Origin of the sequence: Streptomyces sp. cg40 (genome assembly GCF_050320165.1) — a bacterium.
Taxonomy (GTDB): Bacteria; Actinomycetota; Actinomycetes; order Streptomycetales; family Streptomycetaceae; genus Streptomyces; species Streptomyces hokutonensis.
Map to the genome: position 1 here is coordinate 367,025 of NZ_CP190128.1, position 12,314 is coordinate 379,338.

At 72.7% G+C, this 12,314-nt stretch carries 9 protein-coding genes; 4 read left to right on the top strand and 5 right to left on the bottom strand.

The genetic code is table 11. The features are described from left to right. Position 1: 1 nt before the first annotated feature. Positions 2–2,833, bottom strand: a complete 2,832-nt coding sequence (locus ACQHII_RS01505) for an AAA family ATPase (RefSeq protein ID WP_427917435.1) — start codon at positions 2,831–2,833, stop codon at positions 2–4. Positions 2,834–2,980: 147 nt separating this feature from the next. Here ACQHII_RS01505 and ACQHII_RS01510 point away from each other — a divergent pair, with 147 nt between their 5' ends. Further along, positions 2,981–5,959: an AAA family ATPase gene (locus tag ACQHII_RS01510; protein WP_427917436.1), complete on the top strand. Its 2,979-nt coding sequence runs from the start codon at positions 2,981–2,983 to the stop codon at positions 5,957–5,959. A 7-nt stretch (positions 5,960–5,966) separates the two neighbouring features. On the opposite strand, the gene ACQHII_RS01515 is transcribed toward ACQHII_RS01510, so the two are convergent. Beyond that, on the bottom strand, positions 5,967–6,890 hold the full coding sequence (locus ACQHII_RS01515) for a hypothetical protein (RefSeq protein WP_427917437.1): 924 nt from the start codon (positions 6,888–6,890) through the stop codon (positions 5,967–5,969). Positions 6,891–7,250: 360 nt separating this feature from the next. Here ACQHII_RS01515 and ACQHII_RS01520 point away from each other — a divergent pair, with 360 nt between their 5' ends. Both ACQHII_RS01520 and ACQHII_RS01525 read left to right on the top strand, forming a co-directional pair. Continuing rightward, on the top strand, positions 7,251–7,874 hold the full coding sequence (locus tag ACQHII_RS01520; protein WP_427917438.1) for a response regulator transcription factor: 624 nt from the start codon (positions 7,251–7,253) through the stop codon (positions 7,872–7,874). Between the two features lie 126 nt (positions 7,875–8,000). Next, entirely contained in the window at positions 8,001–8,615 is a 615-nt protein-coding gene (locus ACQHII_RS01525; protein ID WP_427917439.1) for a dihydrofolate reductase family protein, read from the top strand. Between the two features lie 14 nt (positions 8,616–8,629). Here ACQHII_RS01525 and ACQHII_RS01530 read toward each other — a convergent pair whose 3' ends face one another. From ACQHII_RS01530 to ACQHII_RS01540, 3 genes are all read right to left on the bottom strand, one after another. Further along, entirely contained in the window at positions 8,630–9,475 is an 846-nt protein-coding gene (locus tag ACQHII_RS01530) for an MOSC domain-containing protein (RefSeq protein ID WP_427917440.1), read from the bottom strand. 13 nt (positions 9,476–9,488) lie between these two features. Beyond that, the gene (locus tag ACQHII_RS01535; protein WP_427917441.1) at positions 9,489–10,178 is read right to left on the bottom strand and encodes a M24 family metallopeptidase; all 690 of its coding nucleotides are present in this window, start codon (positions 10,176–10,178) and stop codon (positions 9,489–9,491) included. A gap of 86 nt (positions 10,179–10,264) precedes the next feature. Continuing rightward, on the bottom strand, positions 10,265–11,542 hold the full coding sequence (locus ACQHII_RS01540) for a methyltransferase domain-containing protein (RefSeq protein WP_427917442.1): 1,278 nt from the start codon (positions 11,540–11,542) through the stop codon (positions 10,265–10,267). A 323-nt stretch (positions 11,543–11,865) separates the two neighbouring features. Here ACQHII_RS01540 and ACQHII_RS01545 point away from each other — a divergent pair, with 323 nt between their 5' ends. Beyond that, positions 11,866–12,285 (top strand): TOBE domain-containing protein, encoded by a 420-nt coding sequence (locus ACQHII_RS01545; protein WP_093631270.1) that lies wholly within the window; start codon positions 11,866–11,868, stop codon positions 12,283–12,285. Positions 12,286–12,314: the final 29 nt, after the last annotated feature.

Below are 12,314 nucleotides of genomic sequence, written 5' to 3' on the forward strand. Positions count from 1 at the left end.
CCTACGCGTCGAGGGTGAGCCCACGGGCGCGGTGGTCGGTGAGTACGGCCGTGACCACTTCGGTGCGGGAGCGCAGACCGGTGCGGGCGAACAGCCGGGACAGCCGGTTGGCGACCGCGTCCTCCGTCAGCCGTAGCACGGTGGAGATATGACGGTTCGTCAGACCCTCGGCAATCAGCGTCGCGAGCAACTGCTCGCTCTCTACGGTGGCTTGTCTGCGGCCGGGGACGGTGATCCCGGCCGTGCGCATGGCGACCCGGGTGTGGAAGCGCTCCAGCGCGGCACCGCACTGCCCGAAGAGGTCGTACGCCACGCGCAGCAGGGTGGGCGGGCCTGTGCCCGCGTCGGATGCGGCGACCAGGGTCACCGCCGTCTCGAAGGGCTGGCCGCGCGAGCGGGCCAGCTCCACGGCCTCCCTCAGGTCGCCGTCCTGCCGTCGGAGTCGTGCCGAGGCCAGCAGGTACGTCAAGCGGGCCCTTCCAGTGCCCATCTGTACGGAGACGCGTTCCAGCCGGTCGAGACAGGCCGCCGCCTCCGCCGTGCGGCCCTCCCGTGCGAGCAACTCCGTCAGGGAGGACCAGAGTTCGTCGGTGCCGGCGACCTGGTCGTGCGCGTCCGCCGCGGCGAGACCGCGCCGTAGCGACCGCTCGGCGCCGGCCGGATCGCCGAGGGTCCGCAGTACTTCGGCCTCGGCGGCGTCCAGTGAGTGTTCCGGCGGACCCTCGCCCGGCACGCGCACGCTGTCGATCACTCGGCGGGCGCTGGTGACCCGGCCCCGGGCGAGCAGGATCGCCGCGGTGCGCGCGGGGATCAGGTACTTGTCCACCGCGGGCGTGTGGAACTGTTTGTTCGCCAGCATCCAGCGGGACGGGTCCAGCGCATCGTCCCACTCGCCCCTGAGGTGGTGCCACAGGAACCGACCGGAGCGGGGCAGCAGTTCGGGGGTCAGGCCCTGAGCGGCGAGAAGGGTCTCGGCGGCTTGCAGGTCCCCGCCGTTGAGGAGCTCGTCGAACTTGGTGACGGTCAGCGTGTAGGCGTGGTCGGGGCCGATGTGCGGGGCCTCCGGGATGGCCAGTGAGCGTCGGAAGCGTTCCGGTCGGCCCAGCGCGAGTTCCGCCGCGTCGCGGAAGCAGGTGGGGTTGGCGCGGGCTCGGACGTCGGTGTCCCATGCGGGTTCGGTCTGCGCCAGGAGGTCCAGCGCTTCGTGCCATCTCGCCAGCAGGCAGAGGGCCAGCGCACGGCCGGTCGCGGCGGCCGCGACGGGCAGCCGCAGTTCGTCCCACCAGCGAGGGGTGGCCAGCCTGGACAGCGCCGCCCAGTCCAGGTCGTTCGCCGTCGCCGCCGTCAACAGGGTGGCGATCTCCTGGAGTTCGAGCGGATCGACGATGTCGGGACGGTTACGCAGGATCGACTCGGCGATGGTGCGTGCGGTCGCGAAGTCTCCGGCGAAGTAGGCGGCGACGGCGTACCGCTGAAGGGCGGGGACGCGGTCGGCGGGTCGCTCGACGAGGTGGCCGGCCGCGCGGCACCACCGGAGCATCCCCCTGCCCTCGGCGTCGGAGTGGAGGCGCTCGGCCGCCGCCGTCAACTCCCTGGCCGCGCGGTCGCGTTCGACGAGGGTGCCCGCCTCCGCGATGCGGTCCGCGCGGTAGGCCATCGCGTCGACGTCGCCGAGCAGGGCTGTCGTCGGCTGCCGCAACCCCGATGAGGTGTCCGCCTCGTCGGCATCGGCCCAGAGTGTCTCCACCGCGGTGGCGGACAGGCGGCTGCGTTCCAGCGGGCCGAGTCGCTCGCGTACGGCATGTGCCACCAGCGGAACGGCGAACGTCCAACCTCCTTGCGCTTTTGCAGAGTTGGGCCCGGGCAGACCCTCGACGACCTCCGCGTCGACCAACTCGCGGACAGCTGCGCGCACTTCGTCGGCGGACAGTCCGGCCGAGGCCGCGATCAGTTCCACGGCCCGCGCGCCGAGCGGCCACAGGATGCTCAGCGCCCCGGCCACCGTGCGGCACGGTTCGCCCAGCGCGGCCAGCGCCCTCAAGTGCCGGTCGCCGTCCGGCAGTACCGGTGTCGGCGTCCGCACCCCGACGAAGGCATGGCCGTCCGTCACTCCGATCGCCCCTTGCCGGGTCCACGCGGTGAGCAGCGCGTCGACCGCCCCCGGCAGCCCGTGCGTCAGGTCGCGTACCCGTCGGGCCAGACCGGTGTCGGGGGTCGCCGCCAACCGTCGCGCCACCATGGCGGTCGTCTCGTCCGGGGCGAGACGGGGCAGCACCATCGTGCGGACGCCCCTGCGGGGACGGGCTGCTTCGCCGCGCCCCACAGCCGAGGCCACCAGCCGCACACCGGACGGGACTTCCGCGAAGTCGATTCCACCGAGCAGGGCCAGCGAGTCGGCGTCGGCATGCTGGATGTCGTCGATCACCACCACGGACGCGGTCCGCGCCAGGGCCGTGCGCAGCAGTGCGGCCATCGCAGCCCCGTCGCCCCGCCCGGCCGCCCGCACCGCTCCCGCGTTCCGGCGCTCCTCCAACGCCATGACCAGCCGCAGCGCCAGCAGGAACGGGCGGGCGTCGTCGCCCGGAACGCAACCCACGGCACGCACGAACACCCCCTCCGCACGGAGTCGTTCGGTGACGGCGTGCAGGAACACCGTGCGTCCGACGCCTCGTCGACCCCGGACCAGCACCAGGCGCGGACCGTCCGAGTCCCCCAGCCAGCCGTGGACATCTGCCAACTCCCTCTCACGTCCGACGAGGTGGCCAGACGACAGGCCCGCACCAGCAGCCGTGCCGCCGTGCGCTGACCAGGGGTCATCGGACGGAAGAATCATGGTCCACTACGTTCTCTTCGACGACTTGTGCCAGGCGGACAGCGACGATTCCGGTCGGCCATGTGTTCGGAAAATGGTCCCGCGGCCACATTATGATCACATCCATGGGGACGTTTCCGTCGGACGCCGGACCCGGAGGGGGTGGACGTGCGGGCATGGGAGCCTGTCATCGGCAGAGACGGCGAACTCCGGGACGTGACGCGGACGTTGCTGTCCACCGGCGCTGCGGCTCGCACCCTCCTGGTCGTCGGAGGACCCGGAACGGGCAAGACCTCTCTGGTGGAACAGGCCCGGCGGGCGGCGGCCGAGGAAGGTGCCAACGTCCTGCGGCTGCGCTGTCACGAAGGTGCGAGCCCGCCCGGTGCCGCCGCCCTGGCCGACGGTGTGCACTCGGTGCTGGCCAAGTTCCACGACCGTCGCAGCCCGGTCCGGGTCGGTGCCGTTCGCCGGATCCGGCTCCAATCCACTGGCCAGGACGGAGAGTTGGCGCTGCTGTCCGTGCTCGGCGAGATCCTCTCGGACGCGGCGGCCCATCTCCCCTACGCGGTGGTGGTCGACGATGTCGATCGGATGCCACCGCAGACGGCGTCCGCCCTGGGCCTGCTGCTGCGCGTCTTCCGTCCGGTCGGGGTGCCTATGGTGATGGCCGGCAGACCGGTCCGTCCCTCGGGCGACGGCGCCTCACCGCTCGCGGCGGCGGCCGACCGGCTGCTGGAACTGCCGCCGCTGCGGCCCGCCGACGTCGAGGCCCTTGTCGTACGGCGGCTCGGCCGTCCCGTCGAACCGGCCCTGGTGACAGCGGTGTTGGGCGCGCTCGGCCCGATGGCGGGCACCCCTGAGGCCGTACTGTCGGTGCTCGACGCGATGGCCGAGCACGGCGACCTACTGGAACTCGACGGCCATGTCTGCCTGACCCAGCCTCGGCGGGCACTGCGGCTCACCACCGATGTGACGAAGCTGAGCCGTCTGTGCTGGCCGGACGCCCCGCCGGACCTCGTCGCCCTGGACGCCGCTGCGGCGGTGGCCCGCAACCTCGAACACGCCGAAGTTCGCCTCGACGATCTGCTCCGGCTGAAGCCCGGCGGACCGCGCCGGGCGGGTCTGGTCGACCGCTCACTCACCCCGCTGGTCAAGGACGGGACGCTGACCGTGGACGGAGACGGCCGGATGGCCTTCGCCGTTCCCGCGCTCGCGGCGGCACTGCGCGCACTGCCCACCCACCACGACGTGTCGTCGCTGCACGCCCTGGTCACCAGGTCGTTGACCGACCGGCTGGGCCCGGAGACGGCGGGCAGTTGCTACCCACGCCTCGCCGAGCACGTCGCGGCGGCCGGGACCGAGCTGGACGACACCCTCGCGGTGGACGTGCTGCTCGCGGCAGCCCGTACGGACGCGAGGTCGGACTGGCCCCGATCGGTCCGTGCCTACGCCTCGGCGCTGCGCCGCCTGACGCCGCACGACCACCGGACGCCCGGCGTCCTGCGCGAGTCAGCCGAACTGAGCCTGCGCCACGCCGACCACCCGGGTGCACTGGCCCTGGGCGAACCGCTCCTCGCCCATCTGGCCGCGTCACCGGCCGGGCAGGACCGCGACTGTCCCGACTTCGTCGCCCAAGTCTGGGCGATGGCGGCGCTGCACGAGCACCGGTTGCCGGACGACATCGCGGGCACCGGGTCCCCGGCCCACGATGTCGGGGATCAGGTGCCCGCCGTAGCCCGATTCGCCGAGCTGGTCGGTCCGTTCGCGCTCGGAGCGGCGGGCGGGACCCCTCGTCCGTCGACCGCAGGACATCGTACGGACACCGGACCGCCGCCGTCCCGACCGAAAGGCGGAACCCGCCAACCGCAGCCCCCCGACCCCCGTGCGGACGCCGGGCCGACAAGCAAAGCTCACCAGCCTCCGGCTCCCGCCCGCCGTCCGGGCTCCGGACCGCTGCCCTCCGCACCGGAGCTACGGTTGCTGGCCGCCGCAGCTGGCAGCCGTGCCGAACTGTCGGCCGCGCTGCGCGCCCTGCCTCCCGAGGCGAGCAGCGCACCGGACCTGGACCGGCTGCGGACCGCGGCCGTGCACGCGGACCTGGCCGGTGCACTGGCCGCCGTGCTCGGGGACCGCTACACGGGGGCCGGGAACAGTACGGCCGCCTGGTACCACGCCATGGTTCGCGACTACCTCGAAGGCGACTGGGACCAGGCTCTCGTGGCGGCCCGCCGGATCGAGGCGCGCAGCCGGACGCACGGCACGACGGCGGGCGCGGCGCAGTCCGCCCGGGCGCTCGCGGCGGAAATCCTCTGTACGCGTGGGGAGTTGGGGAGGGCCCGGACCTGGCTGGAGCTGGTTCCGGACAGCGTGCCGCACCCGCTCGTCGCCTGGGCCCGGCTCGGTCTGCGGTACTGGTCGGGGTCGGGGCAGGCGGAGGAGGCGTTGGAGGGGGCGCTGAGGGACGTACGGCGGGCTCGTGGGTGTGGTCTGCATGCGGGGACCGAGAAGGTGCTGCTTCGGTACGTCTCCCTCGCCCTGGTGGCGGACCTGCCGGGGGCCATGCGGGAGGGGCTGGCCGAACTGGAGGCGCTGCACGAGGTGGTGGGCTCCGTCATGACGCACGAGGCGGTGTTGTTCGGGCGCGGTCTGGTGCACCGTGACACGGAGAGCGCGCTGACCGCTCTGCGGTCGGTGCGCGAGCGGGGCGACGCGTACCAGAACCTGCTCTGCTGTCTCTCCCTGATGGAGATCGGCGACGAGTCCGAACCGTGGCAGGCGGAGGCCTCGCGGATCGCGCGGTCGCTGGGGATCGGGCGGGCGACCCGTTCGACACTCGGTCACATGACGCGCCGGCGGACCTTCGGGCTGCCGAGGACACGTCCGGTCAGGGACACGTTCGGCGAGGAGGACGTCGAACTGACCACGATGGTCAGCAACGGGGCGACCAACCGCCAGATCGCGGCGCGGCTCGCGTGGAGCGAGAAGACCGTGGAGCGGCGGCTGACCCGGCTGTTCCAGCGGACCGGGTGCCGCTCCCGGGTGGAGCTGGCCGCGGCCTGGCTGGACGGCAGCCTCGCCCGCCGGGCCGGGAGTCCGCTGCTGCCGGGCCCCGGCCCCGACGGGGTGACGCCGCCGGGCCGGCTGTGACGGCCGGTCAGCCGAGGCGGGCGATGTGGGTGTCGATGGGGACACCGAGCCGGCCGGTGTCCAAAGCGCCGTCGGACCTCACCCGCAGGTTCCACTCCAGGGCGGGGATGTAGCCGAGCACCAGGAGCGTGTCCGTGCCGCGCAGCGGGGTCTCGCCCCATCTCTCGTTGCGGTACTGGGCCGCGGTCACCACGAAGAGCCGGCGGGCGTGTGTCGGGGCGTTCACCCCGGCCCGGTCTCTGCCCATGTGCAGCGTGTGCCGGGCGGACGGTCCCGACACCTGGTTCTCTCCTACGGCCAGTGCCTCGCCCCGGCCACTCGCGGTGTGCAGCCGGGCCGAGCGCGCGCCCAGCCCTTCGGTCACCGTGGGAGTGGCCGCCGAGCCCACCAGGACGACCGTGGCGAGGGTTCCGACCGGCCCCGAGACCACCTCGGAGATGAGGGCCTGTGCGAGGCGCAGGACATCGTTGTCGTCCCCCGTCAGGGCGATCGGCCCGCTGAGCCGGGAGAGGTCGACCAGCACCCTTTCGCCCCTGTACAGACCGAGGGTGACGGTCAGGGAGTACGGATGGGTGAGTGCGTCGCCCGCGTTGCCGGTCCGCCGCAGGTTCTTCGTCTCCACCGACCACTCCTTCCCGGAGACGTCCGAGATCCATGGCGCCGGCGCCTGGGTGTCCTCCTCGGCGAGCCGTACCGTCAGCCGCTGCCCCGAGTGGACGACGGTCTGCAGATCCGGCAGCGGGCGCCCGCCTTGCGCCCGGCCCACGGCCACGGCCCGCAGGCCGAGCGCCACGGTCTCCAGCGCCTTGCGGTGGGCGCCCGACAGCCCCGAACGGGCCCGCTCCGAGGGCGAGTTGCGGCTACGGCGGATCAGCGCGGCCGCGACCAGGAGCAGGCCGAGCAGCACGCAGAGGGCAATGGACGCGAGCATGCGGCCACCTTTGTTGCTAGAAGTTGTCGGATTCGGTCACCGGCTCCGTGGAGACGCGGCCCGTCAGGGCGGAACCCCGGCGGTTCCCCGAACCGGGCCCCGGTGTTCACCGCACGGCATCGTCGCGCGCCCGCCGTTTCCGGTGAAAGGCGAAACGGCCAACCTTGCCGGTCCGTACAGGGAGTTGAATGGATCTTCCGCCCAGGACCGTTGCGCCGCTCCGGCCGAGGTCAGGGCCCTTCGTCAACTCGCGCCAGATTTCCCTCGGTTGACCTGCGAGGGGGCGGTGGCCCGGATCCGCGGTCGGTGCCGGTGGCAGCATCGTCCTTCCGTACGACCGCAGTTGGGAGTTGGGGGCACATGCCTCAGCACGTACTCGGCAAGACCCTGCGCGTGGCGATTCACGCGCCCGCTCCCCTCGTCCGCGCCGGACTGGCCGGCTTCGTCGCCATGGAGCCGCTGCTGCGCGAGGTGCCGCCGGACCGGATCCGGGAGGCCGACGCGATCGTGGTCGCCGTGGCCGTGGCGGACGCCGCCGTCCTGGACCTGCTGCACGGCCTGTGCGCCGAGCCTGGCGCGCGTTTCGTGGTGGTGGTGACCAAGCAGTGGCGGGCCGATGTGTCGGCGGCGCGGCGCCGCGGTGTCCGCGCGGTCGTGTGGTGGGACTTCTGCAGCCCGGACGTCTTCGTCCGTACGGTGCGCGCCGTGGCCGGGGAGCCCGTCGTCCGGCGAAGTCCCGTACGTCAGCAGCGTGATGCGGCGCCGAAGGAACGAGCCGTCGCCGGCGACCGGGCCGCGCTGACCCCGCGCGAGGTGGCCGTGCTGCGTCTGATCGCCGAGGGCAGGCAGTGCGACGAGATAGCGACGGAGCTCTCCTACTCCGAGCGCACGGTGCGGTACATCCTCTACGGCGCGATGAAGCGGCTGCGGACGCGCACCCGGGCCCACGCCGTGTCGTACGCGATCCGGGCCGGACTGATCTGAGGAGCCGCCGTGCCCGGCCCGTCACCTCTGCCCGTCGCGTCCGGCGGGCGCTGTGTGTCGAATGCGGCGGTCCCCGATCGACGTGAGGGTGGAAGCACCACCTCCACGACTCAGGAGCACCCCATCGTGACCGTGACCGCGGATTTCGCCGTCTCCCTCGACGGATACATCGCCGGCACCGGTGTCACCCTCGACAACCCCGGAGGCGACGGCGCCGAGCCGCTCTTCGCGTGGATCCACAACCTGGCGAGCTGGCGGGAGCGTCAGGGCATGACCGGTGGGGAGGAGAACCGCGACTCGGAGCTGATGCGCGAGTGGTTCGACGCCACCGGGGCGGTGGTCATGGGCCGGACGATGTACGACACCGGTGAGGAGTTCTGGGGCGACAACCCGCCGTTCCGGACACCGGTGTTCGTGCTCACGCACCGCCCCCGGCCGACCCTCGTCAAGGAGGGCGGCACCACCTTCACCTTCGTCACGGACGGCATCCACAGCGCCCTCGCCCGGGCGAAGGCCGCCGCCGGTGACCGGAACGTCGACATCGCCGGTGGCGCTAGCACGGTCCGGCAGTACCTCGCGTCGGGGCTCGTCGACGAACTCCAGCTCCATGTGGTGCCCGCGCTGCTCGGCGACGGGCTACGGCTCTTCGACGGAACGGGCGCGGGACGGCGGCGCGTCGAGCAGGTCAGGGTGGTCGAGACTCCTCTCGCCACGCACCTGAAGTACCGCTTCACGCACTGACCGTTCCGGGGCGGTCAGGCCGCGTTCTGCAACGAGATCGGGTCGCCCACCCGGACAGTGCCCGCCTCCAGGACGTCCAGGTACACGCCGAGGCACGAGAGCCGGCCCAGGTCGAAGACGGGGACACGGTGTTCCCGGGCGACCGCGCGCATGATGCCGGGGTCCGGCGGCAGTTCGTCGTGGCCGAGGGTGGGGACCACGCAGCGGGGTGTCGGCACCAGGACCCGGAACAGGGCCTCCCCCACCCGCAGGCACGACCCCACCCAGGCGTCCTCCGGGAAACCGGGGCTCCCGGGCGTGTCCACGACCAGGTTCGGCCGGAAGCGGCGGGCGTCGAAGTCCCCCGCGGGGTGGACGGCACGCATCCGGTCCAGGGCCGCGGTGGTGACGAGATGGACCCGGCCGAAGTCGAAGAACGTCCCTGGGGCGACACCGCCCGTCGTGATGCTCTCCCCGGTGACGTCGACCGTCGCCGACTCCCGTACGGAGTCCGGGACCCCGCCCTCGTACTCGGGCACCGCGCGCTCCAGCCTGCTGTCCTCCGGTACGACGGCCGACAGGAAGACCTGGCGGCCCAGGAGTTTGGACAACTCCCCGTCCAGGTCCGGGTCTTCGACCGGGAGGGCGGTGCCGTCCGGCAGCACGACCCGCACCGCGCCGGAGCCGTCGAGGCGACTGCGGCAGCGCAGCAACTCGCCCCACTTGCGCGGGTGTTTGGCGCTGCCGACCGCGCCCGTCCCGTCGAGGACGGCGTAGACCCGGTCCCCCGAGAGCCCGCGCTCCGTGACCGCCGCGACGGTCACGGCCTCGCCCACCATCGACTTCACCGGATAGCGGTACAGCGCGGCGACAGTCCCCATGAAGCAATCCCCGTCAGAGAGTGAGCAGTTCCTCGTAGAAGCCGCCGAACTGCCTTTCCCGGTCGATGAGATGGATCTCCAGGATCCAGTGACAGGCACGGCCGGCCTTGTCGGTGCGGCGCATGGGGGTGACGTTCTCCGGAGTGACATACGACTCGACGTGCGCGCCCTCGATCGTCTCGTGCGGGAACTCGCCGACCAGGTGTCCGGCGTGCCAGCCGCCCAGTTCCCAGCCCGCCTTCTCGGCGAGGCGGACGACCTCGGCGTACAGGCCCTCGCCGGTGATGTCGGGGCTGTTCTGGAAGAAGCTCCGGCCGGCCGCGAACACGGTGGGCAGGTCGTCGCGCAGCCGGTGCTTGACCGGGTCGTCGCCGAGGACGAAGGTGCGGCCGAAGTCGGCCTCGTACTCCTCGAAGATCGGCCCGAAGTCGGCGAACACGATGTCGTCGGCGCCGATCACCCGGTCCGGCGGGTTCTCCTTGTACGGCTTGAGCGTGTTCGGTCCCGAGCGCACGATCCGCTTGTGCCAGTGCCGGGTGGTGCCGAACATCTCGTTCGCGAGGTCGCGGATCCGGTCGCTGACCGCGCGTTCCCCCTCGCCGGGCGCCACCAGCCCGCGCTCCTCGATCTCCGCGAAGAGCAGTGCGGCCTTGGCCTGGGCATCGAGCAGTCGTGCGGCCCGCGTGGGTTCGTCGTCAGCCATGGGCCGAACCTAGCCAGCCCGATCATCGTCGGCAACGGGATTCCGCATGCCGGGCGCGCCGCACGCCGTGGCGCGGGACGGCGCGTTCATCCGGCGACGCGGGTGGCGCGGGCCAGGAAGTGGTGCGGGGCGTCCTCGTAGCGGGACAGCTCCCAGCCCGCCGTGCGCAGGGCGGGGCGCAGTCGGTGCTCCGCGAGGGGGTCTTCCGGGTCGAGGGGGCGCCCGTGGCGGGCGGCGCGTTCGGCGCGGCCGGAGGGGTGGAACAGGAGCAGGGGGCCGTCGGGCGCGGTGACGCGGGCCCATTCGCGCAGGGCGGTCGCGGGGTCGGGTACGTGGTTGATGAGGCCCGCGCTGAAGACGGCGTCCAGGGCGGCGGTCGGCAGCGGCAGCCGACAGGCGTCGGCCAGCAGCAGGTGCCCGTCCTTGTCGCGGCCCTCGCGGAGGGCGGCGGTAAGCATCGCGGGCGTGAGGTCGATGCCGAGGACGAGGCCCGCGTCGCCGACGTGTGCGCGCAGCGCGGGCAGCGCCCGGCCGGTGCCGCAGCCGAGGTCCAGAACGCGGGCGCCGGGACGGAGTTCCATCCGGTCGACGGCCGCCGCGTACCGCGGGCCGTCGTCCGCGAACCGTTCCTCCCAGGTGGCCGCCCGCCGGGTGAAGAAGGCGCGGGTCGCGGTCTGCTCGGCGCGCGCCGCGACGAAGGCGGCGAAGCGCTTGAACACGCCGTCGCGGTGCCGGGCCAGTACGGCCAGTTCGGCGGGCGCGGACTCGACCAGGCCTGGGGCGGTGGCAGCCTCCTCCGGGAAGGCGTCGGCGAAGGCGCGGACCGCCGTCTCGTCCACCTCCAGGTGGAACTGCGTTCCCCACGCCGAGCCGCCGATCCGGAACGCCTGCACCGGGTAGCGGTCGCAGGAAGCCAGCAGGGTGGCCCCGGCCGGCAGGTCCATCGTGTCGCCGTGCCAGTGCAGCACCCGCGGCCGCTCGGGAACGCCCGCGAAGAGGACGTCCGTGTGCGCGGCCTCCGTCATCCGTACGTCGGCCCAGCCGATCTGCGCCCCGTCGCCGGGCCGTCCGGCACCACCCGCCGCGACGGCCAGCAGCTGCGCGCCGAGACACACGCCCAGTACGGGGATCTCGGCGTCCAACGCGGCGCGCAGCAGGGCCAGTTCGGCGCTACGGCCGGGGAAGTCCTCGTAGGCGGCCATCGCCCCGCCCATCACCACCAGGCCCACCAGGTCGTCGGCCGTGTCCGGCACCGGGTCGCCCGCCCAGGTGCGGCAGACCCGGGTCGGCAGCCCGGCCGCTGCCAACGCGGTGCCGATGGCGTAGGGGCCTTCGTGCGGTGCGTGCTCCACGATCTGGATCACGGGCGACCACCTCCCGCACGACCGTACCCGGCCGCCGGCCGAAACCAAACGCGGATACGAGACGAAGAGCCCGTCCCGCCTCGCAATTGCCAGGACATTCCGCTCATTGCCCACTCATGGGCGAACAGCCTCGCCGCGACCGCGGAATTCCGGCGATCACGCTCCCCTTTCGCGGGTTCCTCCGATTTGCCAGGGCGCAGGAAACTCCCAGGTGGCGGATGCGACGGGGTCCCTCACGGGCGCGTCCTGAGCGGCTAGCTTGTGGACGCACGGCCGGTGATAAATCCGGCAATCCAGAACTTTTCTCTGTGAGGCGTTCCGTCATGACCTTGAGCATCCGCAACCAGATTCCCGGCACCGTCACGGCCGTCACGCCCGGCGCGGTGATGGCGACCGTGAAGGTGCGCCTCGACGGCGGCCAGGACCTCACGGCGGCGATCACGCTGGAGGCCGTGAAGGACCTGGGGCTCGCCGAGGGCACGGCCGTACGCGCCATGATGAAGTCCACCGAGGTCGCGCTCGCCACCGGCCGGGTGGAGGGGCTGTCCATCCGCAACCAGTTGCCCGGCACGGTCAGCGACGTCGCCACCGGCGGGGCGATGGCGGTCGTCAAGATCACGGTCGACGGGGGCGAGCTGACCGCGGCGATCACCAAGGACGCGGTCGGCGACCTCGGTCTGGCGGCCGGTTCACCGGTCGTCGCGCTGATCAAGTCGACCGAGGTGTCCCTGGCGACCGTCTGACCTGCTCGAGGCTCGCCGGTGAGGCCCGG

Bases quoted from the DNA above. Each gene is read 5' to 3' on its own strand.
- ACQHII_RS01515 (WP_427917437.1), bottom strand. From the start codon at position 6,890: ATGCTCGCGTCCATTGCCCTCTGCGTGCTGCTCGGCCTGCTCCTGGTC.
- ACQHII_RS01535 (WP_427917441.1), bottom strand. From the start codon at position 10,178: ATGGCTGACGACGAACCCACGCGGGCCGCACGACTGCTCGATGCCCAG.
- ACQHII_RS01545 (WP_093631270.1), top strand. From the start codon at position 11,866: ATGACCTTGAGCATCCGCAACCAGATTCCCGGCACCGTCACGGCCGTC.
- ACQHII_RS01530 (WP_427917440.1), bottom strand. From the start codon at position 9,475: ATGGGGACTGTCGCCGCGCTGTACCGCTATCCGGTGAAGTCGATGGTG.
- ACQHII_RS01505 (WP_427917435.1), bottom strand. From the start codon at position 2,833: ATGATTCTTCCGTCCGATGACCCCTGGTCAGCGCACGGCGGCACGGCT.
- ACQHII_RS01520 (WP_427917438.1), top strand. From the start codon at position 7,251: ATGCCTCAGCACGTACTCGGCAAGACCCTGCGCGTGGCGATTCACGCG.